Annotated in this window: 18 protein-coding genes; 9 read left to right on the forward strand and 9 right to left on the reverse strand. The window is 51.3% G+C overall.

The genetic code is table 11. The features are described from left to right. Positions 1-41 precede the first annotated feature (41 nt). Positions 42-1,046 (forward strand): phosphate ABC transporter substrate-binding protein PstS, encoded by a 1,005-nt coding sequence (gene pstS / locus SynMVIR181_RS07095; RefSeq protein ID WP_186588754.1) that lies wholly within the window; start codon positions 42-44, stop codon positions 1,044-1,046. A 211-nt stretch (positions 1,047-1,257) separates the two neighbouring features. Here pstS and arsJ read toward each other — a convergent pair whose 3' ends face one another. Next, a complete protein-coding gene (arsJ, locus tag SynMVIR181_RS07100; RefSeq protein ID WP_186588755.1) occupies positions 1,258-2,514 on the reverse strand; it encodes an organoarsenical effux MFS transporter ArsJ in 1,257 nt (418 codons plus the stop codon). Further along, positions 2,511-3,533 (reverse strand): ArsJ-associated glyceraldehyde-3-phosphate dehydrogenase, encoded by a 1,023-nt coding sequence (locus SynMVIR181_RS07105; protein WP_186588756.1) that lies wholly within the window; start codon positions 3,531-3,533, stop codon positions 2,511-2,513. The genes arsJ and SynMVIR181_RS07105 overlap by 4 nt, the downstream gene beginning before the upstream one ends. A gap of 501 nt (positions 3,534-4,034) precedes the next feature. Here SynMVIR181_RS07105 and SynMVIR181_RS13465 point away from each other — a divergent pair. Continuing rightward, on the forward strand, positions 4,035-4,415 hold the full coding sequence (locus SynMVIR181_RS13465) for a Crp/Fnr family transcriptional regulator (protein WP_370593833.1): 381 nt from the start codon (positions 4,035-4,037) through the stop codon (positions 4,413-4,415). 78 nt (positions 4,416-4,493) lie between these two features. Here the strand turns inward: SynMVIR181_RS13465 and SynMVIR181_RS07115 are convergent, their stop codons facing one another. The 3 genes from SynMVIR181_RS07115 to SynMVIR181_RS07125 form a co-directional block, all read right to left on the reverse strand. After that, positions 4,494-5,207 (reverse strand): response regulator transcription factor, encoded by a 714-nt coding sequence (locus SynMVIR181_RS07115; RefSeq protein ID WP_186588758.1) that lies wholly within the window; start codon positions 5,205-5,207, stop codon positions 4,494-4,496. 327 nt (positions 5,208-5,534) lie between these two features. After that, a complete protein-coding gene (locus SynMVIR181_RS07120) occupies positions 5,535-7,217 on the reverse strand; it encodes an iron uptake porin (protein ID WP_186588759.1) in 1,683 nt (560 codons plus the stop codon). A gap of 384 nt (positions 7,218-7,601) precedes the next feature. Beyond that, complete coding sequence (locus SynMVIR181_RS07125) at positions 7,602-7,829, reverse strand: NAD(P)H dehydrogenase assembly family protein (protein ID WP_186588760.1); 228 nt, start codon at positions 7,827-7,829, stop codon at positions 7,602-7,604. Between the two features lie 56 nt (positions 7,830-7,885). Between SynMVIR181_RS07125 and SynMVIR181_RS07130 the strand changes: the two genes are divergently transcribed. The 4 genes from SynMVIR181_RS07130 to SynMVIR181_RS07145 are packed head-to-tail and all read left to right on the forward strand — an operon-like array spanning position 7,886 to position 12,681. Next, positions 7,886-8,458 (forward strand): biotin transporter BioY, encoded by a 573-nt coding sequence (locus tag SynMVIR181_RS07130; protein WP_186588761.1) that lies wholly within the window; start codon positions 7,886-7,888, stop codon positions 8,456-8,458. Beyond that, on the forward strand, positions 8,455-8,943 hold the full coding sequence (lspA, locus tag SynMVIR181_RS07135) for a signal peptidase II (RefSeq protein ID WP_186588762.1): 489 nt from the start codon (positions 8,455-8,457) through the stop codon (positions 8,941-8,943). The genes SynMVIR181_RS07130 and lspA overlap by 4 nt, the downstream gene beginning before the upstream one ends. Continuing rightward, positions 8,924-11,089: a transglycosylase domain-containing protein gene (locus SynMVIR181_RS07140; RefSeq protein WP_186588763.1), complete on the forward strand. Its 2,166-nt coding sequence runs from the start codon at positions 8,924-8,926 to the stop codon at positions 11,087-11,089. Before lspA ends, SynMVIR181_RS07140 begins: the two co-directional genes overlap by 20 nt. Further along, positions 11,086-12,681 carry a YcjF family protein gene (locus SynMVIR181_RS07145; protein ID WP_186588764.1) on the forward strand — a complete coding sequence of 532 codons (1,596 nt, stop codon included), beginning with the start codon at positions 11,086-11,088 and terminating at the stop codon, positions 12,679-12,681. The genes SynMVIR181_RS07140 and SynMVIR181_RS07145 overlap by 4 nt, the downstream gene beginning before the upstream one ends. 90 nt (positions 12,682-12,771) lie before the next feature. On the opposite strand, the gene SynMVIR181_RS07150 is transcribed toward SynMVIR181_RS07145, so the two are convergent. After that, positions 12,772-14,208: an aminotransferase class V-fold PLP-dependent enzyme gene (locus SynMVIR181_RS07150; protein WP_186588765.1), complete on the reverse strand. Its 1,437-nt coding sequence runs from the start codon at positions 14,206-14,208 to the stop codon at positions 12,772-12,774. Between the two features lie 66 nt (positions 14,209-14,274). Between SynMVIR181_RS07150 and SynMVIR181_RS07155 the strand changes: the two genes are divergently transcribed. Then, a complete protein-coding gene (locus SynMVIR181_RS07155) occupies positions 14,275-14,805 on the forward strand; it encodes a nucleoside deaminase (RefSeq protein WP_186525531.1) in 531 nt (176 codons plus the stop codon). On the opposite strand, the gene SynMVIR181_RS07160 is transcribed toward SynMVIR181_RS07155, so the two are convergent. Both SynMVIR181_RS07160 and SynMVIR181_RS07165 read right to left on the reverse strand, forming a co-directional pair. Further along, the gene (locus SynMVIR181_RS07160; RefSeq protein ID WP_370593894.1) at positions 14,735-15,931 is read right to left on the reverse strand and encodes an alanine--glyoxylate aminotransferase family protein; all 1,197 of its coding nucleotides are present in this window, start codon (positions 15,929-15,931) and stop codon (positions 14,735-14,737) included. The two genes, SynMVIR181_RS07155 and SynMVIR181_RS07160, sit on opposite strands and share 71 nt — an antisense overlap. 97 nt (positions 15,932-16,028) lie before the next feature. Beyond that, positions 16,029-16,553: an allophycocyanin subunit beta-18 gene (locus SynMVIR181_RS07165; protein WP_006852826.1), complete on the reverse strand. Its 525-nt coding sequence runs from the start codon at positions 16,551-16,553 to the stop codon at positions 16,029-16,031. Between the two features lie 220 nt (positions 16,554-16,773). On the opposite strand from SynMVIR181_RS07165, the gene glnA reads away from it, so the two are divergent. After that, complete coding sequence (gene glnA, locus SynMVIR181_RS07170) at positions 16,774-18,195, forward strand: type I glutamate--ammonia ligase (RefSeq protein ID WP_186588766.1); 1,422 nt, start codon at positions 16,774-16,776, stop codon at positions 18,193-18,195. A 249-nt stretch (positions 18,196-18,444) separates the two neighbouring features. Here glnA and SynMVIR181_RS07175 read toward each other — a convergent pair whose 3' ends face one another. After that, entirely contained in the window at positions 18,445-18,840 is a 396-nt protein-coding gene (locus SynMVIR181_RS07175; protein WP_186522900.1) for a hypothetical protein, read from the reverse strand. Positions 18,841-19,486: 646 nt separating this feature from the next. Here SynMVIR181_RS07175 and SynMVIR181_RS07180 point away from each other — a divergent pair. Continuing rightward, positions 19,487-20,002, forward strand: coding sequence for an SET domain-containing protein-lysine N-methyltransferase (locus SynMVIR181_RS07180; protein WP_255444195.1), 516 nt, complete (start codon positions 19,487-19,489; stop codon positions 20,000-20,002). The last annotated feature ends 265 nt before the right edge of the window (positions 20,003-20,267 follow it).

Genomic DNA, 20,267 nt, shown 5'->3' on the forward strand with positions numbered 1-20,267 from the left:
GAAGATCAGCTCTTAAAACAAGCGAGCAGTGATTTCGCAGCATGCGTCGTCCTTTCATGATTCGCTCATCCCTCACTCTCATGGGTGTGGCTGCAGGCCTCAGCCTTGCAGCGTGTACAAGTACAGAAAACAGCAACAAAAACATTGAAGGGACACTCTCTGCAGCAGGTGCATCCTTTCCCGCTGCGATTTATCAACGCTGGTTTTCGGATCTAGCGCCACAAGGGATGGAAGTCAATTATCAATCTGTAGGTTCTGGAGCAGGAGTACGCCAATTCACTGCAGGAACGGTCGACTTCGGGGCTTCTGACAAGCCAATGAAACCCGAAGCCATTGACAAAGTGAGTCGAGGTGTTGTTCAGATCCCGATGACAGCTGGCGCAATCGCCGTTGCTTACAACAACTCAGATTGTGAACTGAAGCTTACGCAAGATCAATTATCCGGCATCTTTTTAGGCACGATTAAAAACTACAGCGAACTGGGTTGCGATCCAAAAGCCATCAAGATTGTGCATCGATCCGATGGATCTGGAACCACATACAACTTCACCAAGCACCTTTCAGCAATTAGTCCTGAATGGAAAGATAATGTGGGCGCAGACAAATCTGTGCAGTGGCCATCTGGAATTGGAGCCAAAGGAAACGAAGGTGTTTCTGCTCAACTTCAACAAATCGATGGCGGCATTGGCTACGTCGAACTGGCCTATGTGAAAGGAGACTTGCAAGCAGCAGCTGTTCAAAACGGCTCAGGGAAGCAAGTTGTTCCCACCAACAAAACTGCCAGTGAAGCATTGGGATCCATCGATCTTGGACCAGATCTGATCGGTGGGAACCCCAATCCTATGGGTGGATATCCAATCGTGACGTTCACGTGGGTGCTGGCCTACGCCAACGGCAATGCTGAAAAGCTGCCTCTGCTTCAGAAGACCTTTAACTACATGCTCTCTGAAGAGGCCCAGTCCATAGCTCCAGAACTTGGCTACGTTTCACTTCCGCCGGAAGTGGTTAGCAAAGCCAAAGAAGCTGTCAACACAATCAAGGAGTAATCCTTCGTCGAATAACGACAAAGGGTATAAAAAATAGGGGGGAGAACAAATTCTCCCCCCTATTTTTTATGAGTAAAAGTTAGACACATGAAGAGCCGCAGGATGCCCTGCCCGCTACAAAATCATCGCAAATACATCATAGGAGCGCAAAAAGACCTCGCCTAAATGGTACACACAAAAAAAATCTATAGAGAAGTATCAATAAAGAGAATCACACAGACTGGATGGTATTGACGCAATGTCTAGGAGGTGGCGGTAATTGACAACTGCTCAAAAATGCCAAACCGACAAGAACGGAAGACATCAACAAACAAGCCTCCATTCCCCCTACAAAGAAAATAGCTCCAGACAACAAGGTGCCCGTTAAACGGCCAGCTGCATTCGCCATGTAATAGAAACCAACGTTAAGGCTGACGTTCTCGGAATCGGTGTACGACAGAACCATGTAGGAATGAATGGAGGAGTTCATTGCAAACACCACCCCAAAAACAGCCAGTCCTGCAGTGATCGCAATCGACACATCAACTTCTCGCCATAGGGAAACAGCGATGAGGGCCGGGACCGCAGTTAACAAGGCACTCCAAAACTGCAGGGATGAAACCCCAGGTGGAGTGGTCTTACCCCAAAGACGACGTAAAGCAGGGGCGGCCCCCTGGACGAGGCCGTAACCAATCACCCAAAGGCCCAGAAAACCACCGATCTCCCAGAAGCTCCAACCCAAAGAAGCCTCTAGAAAAACAGGCAGAGCCACCACAAACCAGACATCCCTAGCCCCAAACAAGAAGAAACGAGCCAAGGACAAAACGTTGATCCCCTCAGATTTAGAGAACAGTGACGAGATCGAAGGCTTGTCCTTCATCTTGCCGAAATCAGCTGGCAAAACCAAAGTTGGCAGAAATACAAATGCCAAACCTGCCGCCATCCAGGCAACTGCAAGATTGAATCCAAAGGATGTGAGAAGAACCCCTCCCAGAAAAAAACCGACTCCCTTCAGTGCATTTTTAGAGCCAGTAAGAATCGCAACCCATTTAAATAGTTGTGATTCACCCGTTTCTGCCTCATCTGCATTCACGGGAACAACCACCTTAATTGCACTTTTGGCGCTCATTTTATTGAGGTCCTTTGCAATGCCACTGATTGCCTGAGCCACCATCACATAGCTCACACTCAACAACTTGGGCCAACTAGCAGCCACAGGTATCAACATCAACAACGCAAAGATCTGCAGCAACGTGCCAACCCAAAGCGTGAGACGTAACCCATAACGAGCACCTATCAAACCACCATAGAGATTGGTCAGGATGCCAAAAAATTCATAAAAGAGAAATAGAAACGCAATCTCAAGGGTGGAATAACCAAGTTCATGGAAGTGAAACAACACCAACATGCGCAAGGCACCATCGGTAAGCGTGAACGCCCAGTAATTGGCGGTCACGACGCTGTATTGCTGCAGCGAAGAGAGCCTCATTCCTCGAAGGAGACCACATGGCATGCCAGATCTGCCATTCGTGAGCTGTACCCCCACTCATTGTCATACCAGGCATAAATCTTGACTTGAGTGCCGTTGATAACCATGGTCGACAACGCATCAACAATGGTACTGCGATTATCATTGACATAATCCACTGACACCAACGGTCGAGTTTCATAGCCAAGAATGCCATGAAGGTCTCCATTGGCAGCAGCCTCAAAGGCTCCATTAACATCCTCAACGCATACTTCCTTCTCAAGCTCAAACACTGCATCAGTGAGCGATGCATTCAAGAGTGGAATCCTCACCGCATGACCATTCAACTTTCCCTCTAATTCAGGAAAGATAAGACCGATAGCTTTTGCTGATCCTGTCGTCGTTGGGATCACACTTTGGAGACAGGATCGAGCACGTCGCAAGTCGTTGTGAAACCCATCTACAACAACCTGAGTATTGGTGACATCGTGCAATGTAGTAATCGAACCATGCTTAATCCCAAAGCTATTATGAATAACCTGCACAATGGGTGCAAGACAATTGGTTGTACAAGATGCAGCCGTTACGACCCTATTCCGACTGGGATCATAGAGATGATGATTAATCCCATAAACGATATTAAGGATTTCGACATCATCAACAGACCCCTTAACTGGACATGCAACAAGTATTCTTTTTAGGTTAAGGATATTTAAAAATGATTGAAGCAATTCTGATGATTTGAACTTCCCACTGCACTCAAGCAACATCTCCACGCCAGAGTCACTCCAGCCTGCTTTTGTAGGATCAATCTCTGAGCTGAATCGCACCTCCTGGTCGCCAACGAGGAAGCCCGTTGCATGGGGGCGAACCTCATGTTGCCAGCGTCCATGAACAGAATCGAAGTGAAGCAGATGGGCTGCAGCTGCGGCATCACCAGCGCAATCGTTCACATGAACGATATTAATTCCGGGTCGACCCCATAGAGCACGAAAAACGAGCCGACCAATCCGGCCAAAACCATTGATGCCAATGCGCATCGAAGTTGAGCAAGAGATAACACCACAAATACTCAACAGTTGGAGGCGCTGTGTTTAGAAAGGGTTAAAGCATTCGACAGGATAGGTAAAGATATCCAGCACTTCACGTCGAGATGGCAAAAAGCGAGACATCAGCGCTGAAGACAAAAATTCTTAAACAAACCATTACCAGCTCTTTGCTCAGTGCTGAATCAGGCTCCATAGGGTTACCGCATACCACTCGTATATCGAGAAATGGTTTGCACGCCTAGCAGCTCCAGCGGATTCCTCGGAGATCTAGAAAACAGTTATCGACGTCGCTCCATTCATTTTGATTCAGGAGTGAAGGTACCCTTACTCCCAGATCACATTTGGATCGTTGTACGAGGCATTGTGAAATTAAGTTGCCTCAACGAGCAAGGTGATGATGTTTTGCTTGCAATTGCAGGACCCAATGAGCCCTTTGGAGAGCCATTAACGCATTTGGACCTGTTCGAGGCCACAACTCTTGATCACTGCGACTTGCTGGGTTTGTCCATTCAAGATGTGAATACTACGCCTCATCTGAGCAACAATTTGATGAAGGCAATGATGCATAGAACCCGTCAGTCGGAAGCTCTGATCGCCCTATTGGGCCTGCGTGGTGTTGAAAATCGTGTAAAAAGCTTTTTAGAGCTGATGGCAGAAGATTATGGTCAACCTTGCGATCAAGGCCTCAAACTAAATTTACGCCTAACCCATCAAGAAATCGCTAGTGCTGTAAGCACAACCCGAGTCACAATCACAAAGGTACTAGGACAACTCAAAGAGAGTGGTTGGCTTCAATATGACAGCAAACAAAAGATCATCGTAAGCCACCTTCCGAGTAGAAATACAAGCGAAAACAAAAAGATCTTGGCTTAAACGAAGTCCTGAACGTAGATACGGAGCAAATATATAACCATGAAGATCACTATCAATTGCGTTTAATACAGGAAACTATCAACAGAATCGGTAGCCAAAACCGCGTACAGTGAATATTTTTGTTGGACTAGATGGATTGACTTCAATTTTTTCACGTAACCAACGAATATGAACATCAACAGTTTTTTTGTCGCCGATATAGTCGACTCCCCATATCTGATCTAGCAACTCGTCTCTGCTCCAGACTCTCTTAGGATGTTGCATAAATAGTTCAAGGAGTTTAAACTCCTTAGGCGATAATTTAATATCAAAGCCATCACGAGAAGCTCTACATTCATCAGAAAATAGCTTCAAATCGCAACACTCAAATTTTTCAAAAACAGGTGCCGCTCCACTTAATGGGTGACGCCGCAGTAGGGCTCTACAACGAGCCAAAAACTCTCGACTCCCAAATGGCTTCACTAAGTAGTCATCGGCACCAACTTCAAGGCCCATGACACGATCAGCTTCTGTATCCAAATGACTAATCATTAAAACAAGAGATTGATTATTTTGCATTCTGAGTTTTCTGCAAAGATCAAAGCCACTAACCCCAGGAAGCTTTCGATCAAGAACAATCAATTCAAACTCTTCATCCTGTAGCAGCTCCCATGCAAGTAGTCCATTGTCCAGAGCTTTAACGTCAAAGCCTTCTTCCGAAAGAACGCCACAGATGAGATCACGGGTGTCTGCATCGTGATCCACAATCAACAGACGGGCTGCATGGGAGATATCAAAAAAATCTGTTGTCATGCAGGTTTGAACACCTTAAAAAATCTTTTAGGGATGACCCCATTTACTGTAGCCAAAGAGCTATTCCTTTGCAGGTCTGTGTCCATCCATCTAGAAATAGATGGGCATCAAGCAGGAGTGAGCAAGTGAACAACAGTCGATCAAAAAATGTTGATACAACACGCCCAAATGTGCGGATGGATATCAAAATACTAACAGACAATGACACTTATCATCAACATTGCGCATCAACAACAAAGACTGAATTGTATGGCAATAAAAAAGCCCTTAGCAAATACTAAGGGCCGTAAAATCAACAAGCTAACCTTAATTAGCATCAACCAAACTTTAGAATTTAAAGGTTGTTTGAACCAATCCTCCGAAAACATTAAACTGGCCATCATAGCCGCTTCCATTCTTTACGAAAGCTTGCGTGTCTTGTCCTTCAGGACGAGACAGATAGAACAGTGCTGGGGTAATAGCAATGTTATCCGTCACCTGGAAGTTGTAATACAACTCGAAGACATAGTTGCCATCGTAGGGAGTATCACCGCCCTTGAGAGCCGTCGCAAACGTAGGTTGACCAACAGCGAAGCCAAGATCATTGCCTTTCAAGAAGACATCATCCCACTTAAGACCAGCCATCCAGCTCTGAGTTGTCAGCGCAGTTCCGTCAGCCTTGTCGTTAGAACTCACAGTATTCAAACCCCAACCAAGAGAGATGGAGGGGATGAAACCAGGATCTTCAGGAGCCCAGTAAGCATTGATTGCATAACTGTTGGTGCTACTTGAACGACGTGCGTCCTTAACACCCTTGCTATTTGTATATTCGCAATCGTTGTTCCAGTCATCGGACTTAGCGAAGCTAGTTCCACGACGGAAGCCATTACCGCTGTCGCACTGTCCATAGCGGTAACCAAGTGCTACACCCCAACGAGGACCCGCATAACCCAGCTGAGCCATCAAGCTGGCTTCAGAGTTGGAGGTCATAAAACCGCCCTTATTGGGATCAGAAATATTTCCGTTCTTATCATCGGCAACATAGTTAACCGAGAAACTGAAGTTGTTGTCTCCCTTATCAACTTTTTGCTGCCAATAAGCACCAATCAACTGACCTGTTTCTTTATTATAAACGCCACTGGTTCCCATCAATGCCGTCCAATCAAGGATTTTGGCACCACCTTTATTGTACTTAGAAGGCCATAGAGCAATGGATTCAGTATTACGAGCAACAGCGCCAGCAATGAATGTGAACTGATCACCTACAGGGAATTTGTAGTACAGACGATCAACAATCACATTATTGCTTACATTGCTGTCAACAGCACCAGAGTCGGTCGCGACGTCGAGCGCAGCAAGGTTCACGCCTGAACCAGCAAAAGCATTTTTGCCTTTTTTAAAGTTGCCCGCACGCAAACGAGCAAGCAATTTGTCTTTACCAGTAAAGCTTGTATTAAAAACTAACCGTTGATCATAGTTAAAAGATGTAGCTCCGAAATTGCTGTTGTAAGCATCAGCGCCAGCCTTGCTACCTCCAGCATTCGTTGCACCGATTACAAAGGTGCTCTTGCCCTTGAGTTTGGTGGTGGTGGAGAACTGAGTGGCTTCCAGTTCGCCAACGCGGGCTTCAAGCCCGTCAACACGGCCCTTGAGGATGGCGAGTTCCTTTTCGAACTCTTTCATCAGGCGCTTCAGCTCGTCGGTCACTTCAGTGACGCGGTCGAGGCAAGCGTTCAACAGAGCAGCCGCTTCAAAGCGGGTCATGGCCCTGTTACCGCGGTAGGTGCCGTTGGGGTAACCGGCAACACAGCCGTAGCGCTCGATCAGGTTGCTAAGTGCCTGATAAGCCCAGTCGGTTGGGTAGACGTCTGAAAACTGAGTGATGCTGGTGACTTGCTCGCGGCTGCTCGATGCAGAGGTAGCGGCGTAGTCAGAAACACCGTTGATGTTCAGCTCAGTGGCATTAGCAGCCACAGGTGCCAAAAGGCCCAAGGCAGCTGGGGCCACCAGCAGTTGATGGAAAAGTTTCATTTTCGGTCCTCACACCAAAAATTAATGAGGGAATTAACCCGCAATCAAATTATTCGACCAGCAAATAATACTCTGTATGCTCGACGCCAATAGGATGTATTCCAAACTACAATTACCCCCAATTAGCCCTCTTCATTAATCTTTTACCACCGGTTAACTTCTTCTTAACAAAACCCTTTTAATCTTTTATCTTATCAGCTTTAAAAAGAAATTTTAGAGTCAAAGATCCTTTGTTCAAAAAGGATAGAAATGGCTCCGATGATCTCCGTGTCCATCTAGGCCCTGTTGTTGAGTGCGTTGCTGAACGCTCTCAGCTGTCATTGAGCAGTCCAATACGTACTATCCATTAAGACGTCTGCCAGCCCTGAGTAGCTCGATTCGTCCTTAACTCTCCTTCTCAGATCCTGCGGGACATAAACGATCAATCGGAATTAAAAATGTGCCTCGCCGAAAGCGGACAGCGGCAATTTCGAGGGGATGGAGAGCAACCACAGACCCTGATTCATCACTGCCAACGAGATCGGAAGGCCGAAGCATTGGCATGGGATCTGCCGTTTTGAGATAGGGCATCGGGCTGATCAGTTGGACTTGGTCACCAATAGAAACGGTCATGACACCTGGGCAATCACCCTCTCCTACAGCAGGATGGGGTCAGCTGTTATTTGCCCGTGCGGGCTCTTGCCACTTGGAGCGGTGCGATCGCGGGAGTGCTCCTGATCCTTGTTGGAAGTTTGATCCCGGCCGCCGTCCTGGTGCCGGTTGCAGAACTTCCCCCCCGATTGCTGAGTTTGCCCAGCACCTGGCAAGTGCCGGCACTGTTGTTATGCGCTCTTGTCTGCGGCCCACGATCAGGCGTAATAGCAGCGGTTGCATACATCACCGTGGGGCTGGTTGATCTTCCCGTCTTTCATGACGGTGGAGGTCTTGGCTATGTCCTCACTCCCGCCTTTGGTTATCTCGCAGGCTTTGTGCCGGCTGCCTGGCTCACCGGACGGCTTGCGCATCAAGAAGGAATGAACGACTTAGCGCGTCTCACGTTGGCGGGTCTTGCCGGAGTGGTCACGATTCAGCTATGCGGAATTCTTAATTTGCTTCTCGGTGCAGGTGTGAATCGTTGGAGTGAATCACTCCCTGATCTGTTATTCAGTTACAGCTTGGGTCCCTTGCTGGCCCAACTGGCTCTTTGCGTCGCAATCGCCTTGATTGCACTTCCGATTCGTCGTCTGCTCTGGATCGAATGATCAGCCGCAGCAACCGAGTGATCCGGCGTCGCACAGTTGTCTTCATCAGCCTATTGATCCTGCTGCTGGATCAAGCATCCAAAATTTGGGCTCGATCCCATCTGCTTCCAAATCTGTCGCAACCGTTCCTGCCGGGGTTACTGCAGTTGCGGCTCGTGCGCAACACCGGCGCCGCCTTCAGCATGCTGAGTGATTCCACGGCCTTACTCGGACTGCTCAGCCTGCTCGTTTCGCTGGGTTTGCTGGCCTGGATCTGGCGATCCAAGCGACTCGATCTCTGGTTAGGTCTGGCCCTGGCCTGCCTGCTGGGAGGAACGCTTGGCAATGGCATCGACCGCTGGCAATTGGGATATGTCACCGACTTCATCGAGCTGGTGCCCTTCCGTTTTCCCATCTTCAATGGCGCGGACATCGCCATCAACCTCGCCGTCCTCTGCTTCGCCATCGACGCTCTCTCCCAACGCCATGGACAAGCGAAATCCTGACGGCCCGTCCTCAGCCCAACTGATCATTCATCAGAGCGATCAGGCGGATCGGACCATTCCATTGCATGGCGATGGCTATCGGATTGGACGCGATGGTCCTCTGGAAGTGAGCATCGATCATCCAGCCGTCAGCCGCCAACACGCGTTGCTGCATCGCCAGGGGCGGCGGCAATGGATCCTTCAAGATTTGGACTCCACGAATGGCTTGTGGTGGAAAGGCCGCCGGGTGTCGCAGCTGGAACTGCGCGATGGAGACGTTGTTCAGTTTGCGCCAGCTCTAGACGAAAAGGCTCCCTTCCTACAGTTCAACGATGCAGCCGGCCGCCGACGCCATCGAGTTGAGCGCTGGTTGGGCCTGCTCTTGTTCGGATGCCTGGGTGCAGGAGGAGCGCTGCTATTGCTGTCCAATCTCACCATGCCGATCCGCGGGCAACTGGCGCGCGTGCGCGGTCCGGTGGCCATTTACGACGGCAATAACCAACCGCTGACCTCTGTTGACTCCAGTCGTCATCGCGAGCTCAAATCGGTCAATGGGTTCTCCCCCTTGCTGGTTGATGCTCTGCTCAGCAGTGAAGACAACCGTTTCTGGTGGCATCCAGGGGTCGATCCGATTGGCACGCTGAGAGCTTTCAGCACCAATTTGATCGGCGGCAAGGTGCTGGAGGGAGGCAGCAGTCTCACGCAGCAATTAGCTCGCAGCCTCTATCCCAATTACGTAGGAGATGGAGACACCCTGGAGAGGAAATGGAAAGAGCTGCTTGTGTCCTTGCAGTTGGAAAGTCGTTTCAGCAAAAGCCAATTGCTGCTGAGCTATCTCAATCGCGTGTACTTAGGCGTTGGCTGGGGATTTGAAGATGCCTCACGCGTGTTTTTTGATCAATCCGCAGCAGATCTAAACGTGCAGCAGGCTGCACTTCTTGTGGGTTTATTGCCATCACCCAATGGGCACGATCCCTGTCAGTTTCCCCAGCGCGCTTTAAAAGCGCGTAATCGGGTGATCAACAAAATGGCCGATGGTGGTCGACTCTCCCTGGAGCAAGCGCGACTGGCGCGTCGTCAACCGATTCAGCTTGCAAAAGAGGCCTGCAGTCGGGAGCAGGTCAGTCGCTCAGCACCTTTCTACACCGATCAAGTGCGCCGAGACCTCACAGCGCTCGTGGGTCCAGACGTGGCGGATGAAGGAAATTTCTTGATCGAAACGCACTTAGACCCTGTTCTGCAATCTGTGCTGGAACGCCAATTGAGCGGTTTGTTGGCCAACAATTCCAGGCTTGGCGTTCAGGAGGGGGCCGCTGTTGTGCTCGACAGCCGCACGGGCGGAGTTCTCGCCATCGCCGGAGGTCGTGACTACAACGCGAGCCAGTTCAACCGTGCCTCAATGGCGTTACGGCAACCAGGAAGCACCTTCAAACTCATCACTTACTTGGCGGCCCTGGAACAAGGCCTGAAACCCAACGACACCTTGGATTGCAGCCCCCTTCGCTGGGGAGGACAGCGCTTCGACAGCACCTGTTCGGGCCAACTGACCTTGGCCAGTGCCTTCGCCTCAAGCCACAACACCGCAGCGCTGCGCTTGGCCCAACGCGTGGGCCTGGAGCAAGTGGTGAGTCTGGCAAAACGCCTGGGAATCACCACTCCCTTAGATCCTGTACCGGGGCTCGCTCTTGGACAGAGTGAAGTTCGCTTAATTGAGCTCACCAGTGCCTATGCCGCTGTGGCCAATGGCGGCATCTGGCAAGCGCCCACCACCATTCGTCGTTTGCTTGATGCTGAAACCTGCCGCTTGGATCGACCGAGTGGCTGCGGCAGCCTCAATGGAGATGGCGAAGCTGGACAGCGCCAAACGTCTCGTCGTGTGCTGAAGGCACAGACCACTCAGCAGATGCAGGGCTTGATGCGAGCGGTCATTCGCAGCGGCACAGGGCGTGCCGCCTCGCTCGGTGGTCAAGAAGGGGGAAAAACAGGAACCACAAATGATGGGCGGGACCTGCTGTTCATTGGCTACGAGCCGAGTCGCCATTGGGTGCTGGGAATCTGGCTGGGCAACGATGACAACAGTCCTTCCGCTAGTTCCAGCGTCTTAGCAGCCTCTCTCTGGAGTCGCATCATGCGTGCCGCAGGACAGGGCGGTGTGGTGGGCCGATGAAGGGATCCAACCGCCTGATCTTGTTTGGCGCCGCTGGGCTGATCGTCCTCTTGGTGCTTGGCCTGGTGCTCCAGGCGATTCGCAATCTGCTCTGGGATCTCAGCTACATCCTTCCTCCCTGGCTTGTAGGACCCGTGCTGCTGATCGGCACCATTTTGGTGATTGCCTTCGTGGTGCAGATTGGCTGGCCCGTGTGGAAGGGATGGAAAAGCCGTCGCGGAGCGACAAAAGCCGGCACTACAGCCCCTTTGCCGCCTGGGTCGCGTCGTCAAGCGGCTGAACAAAGCCTGGAAAGCATTGATCGCCTCCTGGAGCGTCTCCAAGACGATGTAGCCCGGCAGGCTTTGCATCTGGAGCGCGAGCGCGTGGCGCGTGAGTTAGCACGCGGCGATTTAGTGGTGGTGGTGTTTGGCACGGGCTCTAGCGGCAAAACCTCCCTGATTCGTGCCCTGCTCCAAGACATTGTTGGGAAGGTTGGAGCACCGATGGGCTCCACAACCGGCAGCCAGACCTATCGGCTTCGTCTCAACAAGCTGGAGCGCGGACTGCAATTGGTGGACACACCTGGAATCCTTGAAAGCGGACTGGATGGAAGAGATCGGGAACAAGAAGCCCGTGAACGCGCCAGCCGGGCCGACTTAATGCTGGTGGTGGTGGATGGTGATCTTCGCTCTGCCGAATGGGATGTAGTGCGCAGCCTTGCGGGGTTAGGCAAGCGCTTGATGTTGGTCTTGAACAAATGCGATTTACGGGGAGAGGAGGAGGAGAAGCGTCTTCTGGCCTTGCTGCGCGGACGTTGCCAAGGCCTGCTGGCTGCTGAGGACGTCATCCCAACCAGTGCCTCTCCCCAATCGTTGCCAAGACCTGGCCAGAAACCCTGGCAACCTCCAGCAGAAGTGGCAGTGCTACTTCAACGCATGGCCGTGGTGCTCCATGCCGACGGCGAAGAGCTCTTGGCCGACAACATTCTTCTGCAATGCAGAACGCTGGGCGACAAGGGGCGTTCACTCCTCAACCAACAGCGACAGAGCGAAGCAAGACGGATCGTGGACCGTTACAGCTGGATTAGTGCAGGCGTCGTGGCAGCAACACCACTACCCGGCATCGACTTGCTTGGTACTGCTGCCGTCAATGCCCAGATGGTGATGGAGGTGGCGAAGGTCTACAACGTGCAGCTCACTCGCGCCAAAGCGCAGGAGTTGGCCGTATCCGTGGGAAGAACCCTGGCAGGTCTGGGGGTCGTCAAAGGTGGTGTCGCCTTGATTGGCACCGCACTGAGCGTGAATCTGCCCACCCTGTTACTGGGAAAAGCCGTTCAAGGTGTTGCTGCTGCATGGTTAACGCGGATCGCAGGAGCCAGTTTCATCACTTACTTCCAGCAAGATCAAGATTGGGGGGATGGTGGCGTGCAAGACGTTGTGCAACAGCACTACGACCTCAACCGTCGCGATAGTGCCCTCCAACGATTCCTCGATACCGCTCTCAGACAGGTGGTGGAACCACTGCGGCAAAAGGCAAAGAAGCGCTTACCACCCCAACCAGGGCCTCGGGCGGAGGGGGACGCATCGGGCCGCGGGCATCGAGAACGGTAATCAGAGCCAAATAGGCCACACCAATCAGCACAGACACAATGCCTGTGACGATCGCCACCCAGCGGCCACGTTGCTGCTTTGGGGCAGCCATCAGGGCAAAGCCTCCACGGATTGATTTAGAGCTGATGCCAGTTGGTCCAGCAAACCATGATCGGTATGCGGGTTGCCAAGAACAGCCTTCAGGAAATGATGTCCTTGATGGAGCGGTCTCGACACCATGATGCCCTGGCTGAGCAAGAGCCGGCGTGTCTCGATCGACCAGCGTTCATGCTGCTGCGCCTGTCCGCGTTGGGGCCTAACGGCGAGCACATGCAAAGGGCCGGAGAGAATCATCAGCCTGTTCGGATCCAGTTGTTGCTGGAGATACTCACGTCGAGCGATCGCGGCCGTCAACACCTGCTCAATCCCTGATTCACCGAGTTGTCGCAAGCCAAGCCAGAGCTTGAGCACTTCCGCCGGACGACTGCCCTGCAGACCCAATTCACCACCGTGATCGTGCTCGAGGGCAGGCTCCATGTAGGGAAGGCCTGTGGAGAACGCAGCGGCCAGCACGGCGGCCTTACGAACCAGCAGAAGGGATGAGGTCTTTGTGATGCCAAGAACTTTCTGGGGATTCACGGTGATCGAATCAGCGCGCGCAATCCCATGGAGCAGATGGGTGGTGGTGGCACTCAGAGCAAAAACCGCACCGATCGCCCCATCCACATGCAGCCATAGGCCCAGGCGAGCGCAGAAATCAGCCATCGCAGAAACGGGGTCGATGGCGCCTCGCACCGTGGTGCCTGCTGTAGCCACCACTGCGATACAAGGGCGTCCTTCTCTTGAAAGCGTTGCGACTTCAGCCTCTAGTTGCTGCAGATCGATGAGCCCTTGCTCGTCCACCGGGATGGCACGAACTCCGTCGCTTTGAAGCCCCATCACGCGCGCTGCCTTATGCCATGACACATGGGCATCAGCACTGACCACCACCACGGCCTCTGGGTTGTGATCCAAGCCCGCATGATGGCGAGCGGACACCAAGGCGATCAGATTGCTCAGCGTGCCACCACTAGCCGCAACACCTGAGGCCCCTGCAGGAAAGCCAAGGCGTTCGGCAAACCAGGCGCAAAGCTGCCGTTCGAGATGACTCAAGCTGGGAGACAGCTCCTCGGCCAGAAGGTTGTTATTCAGCCCAGCGCAGATCAAATCCGCGGCGATAGACGCACTCAGTGGCGGCGGATCGAGATGGGCAAGAGCCCCGGGATGGGAAGGCTGAAACGACCCATCCATCACCTGCTGGAGGTCATCCAGCAGTTGCTCCATATCGCGACCATGGGCTTGCGGGGCAGCATCAGGAAGCACCCGAAGTGCTGGCAGTGGACCCCGCTCACCCGCCGAACCGATCCAGCTGCATAAGCGCTCGGAAGCACCCTCCAAAAACTGAAGGAATAGAGGGTCAAGCGCATCGGGTGAAGCAAACGCCGACAGAGCTACCGGTTCAGGATTGCTGGAAGGTCCAACCAAGAAGACAAGATGGGGAGTGATCATTCTCCCCTGTGGTGGAACATCAAAGTGGTGGCACATCAAACGATGCGCTCAGCCAAGAGCCTGACGATGCAGTCTCCAATCGAACTGTCTTCCACGCAGATGCAAGCCTGGATGGAGCGCTTGATTGAGCGCGCGCGCCGTTTCGGGGAGCGTGGAGAGGTTCCCGTTAGCGCCATTGTTTTGGATCACCGAGGCCGATGCATCGGCCATGGCATCAACCAAAGGGAGCTGAACAATGATCCGCTTGGGCATGCTGAATTGATGGCGATTCAACAGGCCTGCCGTCTGCGTGGTGACTGGCGTCTTAATGACTGCACCCTGTTGGTGACCTTGGAACCCTGTCCCATGTGCGCCGGTGCCTTGGTTCAAGCGAGAGTCGGACAAGTGATCTTTGCCGCAACTGACCCCAAGCGAGGCGCTATGGGAAGCACGGTCAACTTGGCCACTCATGTCAGTGCACATCACCGAATGACAGTGATCGGTGGTGTGCAGGCTGAGGAAGCGAAAGAGATGCTGTCGAGCTGGTTTAAGCAGCGACGGCGACGTTCTGACGGAACTGGGGAAGCTCCGTTTCAAACAGATTCAACAACCTGCTGACGTTCTCAGGGTTTGAGTTGTAACCCATCAGGCCGATTCGCCAGATTTTTCCGGCAAGAACACCAAGACCACCACCCACTTCAATGCCGTGGTTATTGAGCAGGTGCTGGGTGAAAGCCTTTCCATCCACATCTTCTGGGATACGAACGGTGGTGAGGGTGGGCAAACGAAGCTCCTCGGGCACATGCATTTCAATGCCCATCGATTCCAGACCGGACCAAAGCGCTTCAGCGTTAGTGCGGTGACGCGCCCAAGCCATATCCAAGCCTTCGTCCGCCAACAACCTGAGCGCTTCGCGCATGCCGAAATTCATGTTGACCGGTGCTGTGTGGTGATACACACGGTCACTTCCCCAGTACTGATTGAGAAGGGAAACGTCGAGATACCAATTAGGAACTTTGTCTTGACGCGCAGCAAGCTTGGCTTCAGCGCGGGGACCCATCGTGAATGGGCCAAGACCTGGAGGGCAGCTCAAGCCCTTCTGACTACAGCTGTAAGCCAGATCCACCTTCCATTCATCGAGATAGAGAGGAACACCACCAAGGGAGGTCACGGTGTCGAGCAGGAGCAAACAATCGTGCTTCCGGCAGAGATCTCCGATTCCCTCCATCGGTTGGCAAACGCCGGTAGACGTCTCGGCATGCACCATCGCCAAGATGGTGGGCTTGTGCTCAATCAAAGCGGCTTCAAGCTCTTCCTTCGTAAAGGCTTCACCCCAGGGCTTTTCGATCACTTTCACGTTGGCGCGGTAGCGACCGGCCATGTCCACAAGACGATTCCCGAAATAGCCCTTAACAGCAACAAGAACGGTGTCGCCGGGTTCAACCGTGTTGGCAAGGGTTGCTTCCATGGCCGCACTGCCCGTGCCACTCATCGGCAAAGTCAGGCGGTTGTCTGTCTGCCAGGCGTAGCGAAGTAACTCCTGCACTTCGCCCATCAGCTCCACATACAGCGGATCGAGGTGGCCAATCGGAGTTCGAGACAAAGCCTTAAGCACCGTTGGATCGGCGTTCGAAGGTCCTGGACCGAGCAGCAAACGATCGGGAGTGCTGATTGGGGCAATGACCCTGCGATGGGACGAATCAACCAACCGGGGGGAGTGCGTCGTCGCCAAAGCCAGGATCACCAATTAATGGCCAGCAGCCTACGCATAGACAGGTCACAAAAGGGAGCAAAACGGTTGCTTTGCAACGCCTCTTGAAACGAGACCAATCGCTGAGCGATTAGCGCTGACTGATGTCGTTTGCAGAAAGACCAGATGCCAGATGATCGAAGGGCTTGCGAAGCATCAAGCAGTCGCTGGGACTTGATCCTTCAGCCACCATGCGCTCGCAGAGGACATCTGCCAAAAGAATCATGCTGCGAACCGTGGGTCCGGTCGGAACACCAAGGCTCTTGTAAGTGTCGTCCAAGCCGTTAAGAACCCGTTCATTCAGGATCGTGCTGTCATCGGCAATTAGGGCATAGCTCGCGTAACGCAGGAAATAATCCATGTCACGCAAGCAAGCTGAAAGCCTGCGGGTGGTGTAGGCGTTACCACCGGGCAATAAAAGCTCAGGATCTCCAACAAACAATCTTTGACTGGCTTCTCGTACGAGCTCAGTCGCTTCGCGATTAATCAGTTCAACGGCCTTGAGTCGCAGCTCGGCTTGACCGAAATAACCCTCAATCCGATCGATGGCCGATCGATCGAAATAGCGACCCAACTGGTCATAACGGCCGATCAACCCGGTGATGGCATCACGCATGATGAGGTCGCTAGGGATCACTAGCTGAAAGCTAACACTGCAAAGGCGGTCAGAACGCTCTCATCACCTGGGATTCAAGGAATTTGACAGAAACGGTTACCAAGCGTTAACCGATCACTCACCGACAGGGGCGCACTCTTAAAAAAGTGCGAAAGGATACAAAAATGAGCCAGTTCGATGCCTACCTTCAAAGGATATTTTCTAGGCTGTCGTCCAAACCATGGCTAAAACTGCTCAGGACGTGCTTCGTCAGATCAAGGACGAAGGAATCGAGCTGATCGACCTCAAATTTTCCGATCTGCATGGCAAGTGGCAACACCTAACGGTGTGTTCCGACATGCTTGGCGAAGATGAGTTTCGGGAAGGCTTGGCCTTTGACGGCTCTTCGATTCGCGGCTGGAAGGCGATCAACGAGTCGGATATGTCCATGGTTCCAGACCCTTCCACGGCCTGGATTGATCCGTTTTATCGGCATAAAACTCTGAGCATGATCTGCTCGATTCAAGATCCACGTACTCATCAACCATTTGACCGTTGCCCGCGGGCTTTAGCTCAGAAAGCATTGGTTTATCTCGCCAATACAGGTCTTGCAGACAAGGCATTTTTCGGCCCCGAGCCCGAATTCTTTCTGTTCGATGATGTTCGCTACAACTCAAGCGAAGGCGGATGTTTCTACAGCGTTGACACCATCGAGGCTGGCTGGAACTCCGGAAGGGTAGAAGAAGGTGGCAACCTCGCTTATAAAATCCAAACCAAGGAGGGTTATTTTCCTGTTGCACCAAACGACACAGCTCAGGATATCCGCTCTGAGATGTTGTTAATGATGGCTCAATTGGGGATCAAAACTGAGAAGCACCACCATGAAGTGGCTGGCGCCGGTCAACACGAATTGGGAATGGTGTACGAGGAGCTTATTAAGGCTGCCGATAACGTGATGACCTACAAATACGTTGTTCGCAACGTGGCCAAAAAGTACGGCAAATCGGCAACGTTCATGCCCAAACCTGTCTTTAACGACAATGGCACTGGCATGCATGTGCACCAAAGCCTTTGGAAAGGAGAGCTCCCCTTGTTTTTCGGTGAAGGCACCTACGCAGATCTGTCCCAGACAGCCCGTTGGTATATCGGGGGCATTTTGAAGCATGCCCCAAGCTTCTTGGCCTTCACCAATCCCACCACCAATAGCTATAAGCGTCTGGTTCCCGGCTTCGAAGCACCTGTGAATTTGGTGTACTCGGAAGGCAACCGATCTGCTGCAGTTCGGATCCCCCTCACCGGCCCCAATCCAAAAGCCAAGCGCTTGGAATTCCGCTCCGGTGATGCTTTAGCGAATCCCTATCTGGCCTTTGCGGCGATGATGATGGCTGGGATCGATGGCATTAAGAACCAGATTGATCCTGGTGATGGCTTCGATGGTGACCTCTTCGAACTCCCAGCCGAACAGCTGAAGAACATTGCCACCGTTCCTGCATCACTGAACGGAGCCTTGGAAGCTTTGAACGCTGATCACCACTACCTCATGGAAGGTGGGGTGTTCAGCAAAGACTTCATCGACAACTGGATCAATCTCAAATACGAAGAGGTTCAGCAGTTGCGTCAGCGGCCCCATCCCCACGAGTTCACCATGTACTACGACGCCTGATCGAAACGGCTTAGTAGCGCACAGGATCGAGAACAACCACCTAAAGCTCTCTACTCAATGATCCCCATGATGGGGATCATTTTTTATGAGTAGGGCGACATCAATGCCATTCACAAAACATTCCAATAAACACCACGAATGCTTAGATCGAACCCCATCTCCATCTCACCTTAGGGAGTGAAATCAGCAGTGATTTGGCCTTGCATCAAACGGCACCTGTTTTTGCGGTGACGATCAACTTGGCTTAACTCAATCGCTCTCGTACCAGCCGTCCTCAATGGCTCTTTGCCATTGATCAATAGCTGCGATCGCCAGCTTTTTAGCGGACTCCAAACCTGGCCAAAACATAAGTATCAGCAAAGACCGAGCGGTAGTGGATTCATAAATCTCAAGTGCTTCATTTCGACGGCTTTCAGGGTCAAAAATCACTTGCAAGTTGATCTCCTGGTTAACAGTAATGTCAAGACGAGACAAACGCTTGGTGATCGTTTCATCTAAATGTCCAAAATGACTGCAGTCAGTACTCTCAGAAATGCTCCAACTGCCATTAGGGCAAGAGCGCGATTCACCCTCTTTCCAATCGATCTTTTCGCCGCCGGCAGACATCAGGGCATGGAGCACGTTGTCAACTGTTTCGATGGTCATCAGCTCGCCTCCCGTAAATTACGTCAAAGCTCAAAATTAAAGCGATAGCCCAATTAGGCAAGCACCCGAACGATATACAACAAGTCTTGAATTCTCTGAACGTATCAACTGGTGTGCAGAAACAAGATAGTTCTCAATGTGTCCACAGCATCTAGCGGAGTGATGGGTTGGTCTCGCCGGCAGCAGATGGGCAGTAGTCATACGTTTAAGCGCGACATATGGTGCTAACACTTGATAAGACGCTGCATCAATCATCTTTTGAGGAATGATCAGCAAACACCAAAACAAGACCTAAGCAACAGGAGTTGAGACAAGAAATTCAATCATTACAGCATAAATGACACAAAAAATTCATCAGCCCTGAAAAAGAGCAAATTAGGTGAAGCTTCGTAGCATAGAAATCTAATGACATATGATAGCCAAGAATTTTTTCAGCATTCGCGGTTATCATCACTTTCAATCTAAGCGAAAACCCGGCATCATTCGATTGCAATGCGATATAAGTTGAAACCAGAACAAAAAGCGTCGAAGTGCTTTATTTTTGAGCAAGAATTATTTCTAATAATTAGAAGGCAATGAGTGCTATAATTATTGATTTTTAAAAAAATTAAATTCACTGGTGAGTGATAATACCCATTGCTAAAAAATGACAATTGACAAGAATAAGGTTGATCATTGGAATCGTATTTTGTCAATAGGGTATGAATTGAAGGTCACTCCAGGTAGAGGAGATGGTGTTTTTTCTACCAAATCCTTCTCAATTGGAGACATCGTGATGGTTGGAGTTATCGAAAAAACTCTTACCGCAAACCACTCTCATGCTTCACAAGTATCAGCCTCACTGCATGTTCAGCATGCAGGCTTAATCAGCAAGGTTAATCACTCATGCAATCCATCATGTGGCATTTCAGTCAATGCATCTGGTGCTCATGATTTTATTGCCTTTAGAGGTATTGAGCAGGGTGAAGAAATTACTTTTGACTATGCAATGCGAAATTATTCAATTGATTATTTTCCCGATCCCTGTTTGTGTGGAGAAGTAACTTGCAGAGTGCATGTCAATGGCTGGAAGGGATTATCCATTGAAAAAAGAGGTGAGTACGAGGGCTTTGTCGCTCCCTACCTTTTGCAGATGAGCGATAAAATTTCTTTGGCTACTTAAAACCGCCAAAAACCTGTCTTAGTAACGCTGGCTATAAGCCATTGCTTGGGCGCAAATTAAATGCTCATTGAGCAACTTTTTGATCACTAAGAGGTTCTTTGCCATTAATGGCAAAAAACCTCCTCATTTTTCATCCATGTCCGTAATATTAGAATAACCAGATCTAGATCAAATCGTCTTGATAGCATTTTGTTGAGCGTTTGCGACTGCAAGACGGCAACCTGCAAGAGCGGTTGAGCTCATATAGATTGAGCGCTGTCGCAGT

It is taken from the genome of Synechococcus sp. MVIR-18-1, assembly GCF_014279835.1.
Taxonomy (GTDB): domain Bacteria; phylum Cyanobacteriota; class Cyanobacteriia; order PCC-6307; family Cyanobiaceae; genus Synechococcus_C.

Coding starts and splice junctions, on each gene's coding strand:
- pstS (WP_186588754.1), top strand. CDS start 42: ATGCGTCGTCCTTTCATGATTCGCTCATCCCTCACTCTCATGGGTGTG.
- arsJ (WP_186588755.1), bottom strand. CDS start 2,514: ATGAGGCTCTCTTCGCTGCAGCAATACAGCGTCGTGACCGCCAATTAC.
- SynMVIR181_RS07105 (WP_186588756.1), bottom strand. CDS start 3,533: ATGCGCATTGGCATCAATGGTTTTGGCCGGATTGGTCGGCTCGTTTTT.
- SynMVIR181_RS07115 (WP_186588758.1), bottom strand. CDS start 5,207: ATGACAACAGATTTTTTTGATATCTCCCATGCAGCCCGTCTGTTGATT.
- SynMVIR181_RS07120 (WP_186588759.1), bottom strand. CDS start 7,217: ATGAAACTTTTCCATCAACTGCTGGTGGCCCCAGCTGCCTTGGGCCTT.
- SynMVIR181_RS07125 (WP_186588760.1), bottom strand. CDS start 7,829: ATGACCGTTTCTATTGGTGACCAAGTCCAACTGATCAGCCCGATGCCC.
- lspA (WP_186588762.1), top strand. CDS start 8,455: ATGATCAGCCGCAGCAACCGAGTGATCCGGCGTCGCACAGTTGTCTTC.
- SynMVIR181_RS07140 (WP_186588763.1), top strand. CDS start 8,924: ATGGACAAGCGAAATCCTGACGGCCCGTCCTCAGCCCAACTGATCATT.
- SynMVIR181_RS07145 (WP_186588764.1), top strand. CDS start 11,086: ATGAAGGGATCCAACCGCCTGATCTTGTTTGGCGCCGCTGGGCTGATC.
- SynMVIR181_RS07150 (WP_186588765.1), bottom strand. CDS start 14,208: ATGATCACTCCCCATCTTGTCTTCTTGGTTGGACCTTCCAGCAATCCT.
- SynMVIR181_RS07155 (WP_186525531.1), top strand. CDS start 14,275: ATGCAGTCTCCAATCGAACTGTCTTCCACGCAGATGCAAGCCTGGATG.
- SynMVIR181_RS07165 (WP_006852826.1), bottom strand. CDS start 16,553: ATGCGTGATGCCATCACCGGGTTGATCGGCCGTTATGACCAGTTGGGT.
- glnA (WP_186588766.1), top strand. CDS start 16,774: ATGGCTAAAACTGCTCAGGACGTGCTTCGTCAGATCAAGGACGAAGGA.
- SynMVIR181_RS07175 (WP_186522900.1), bottom strand. CDS start 18,840: ATGACCATCGAAACAGTTGACAACGTGCTCCATGCCCTGATGTCTGCC.
- SynMVIR181_RS07180 (WP_255444195.1), top strand. CDS start 19,487: ATGACAATTGACAAGAATAAGGTTGATCATTGGAATCGTATTTTGTCA.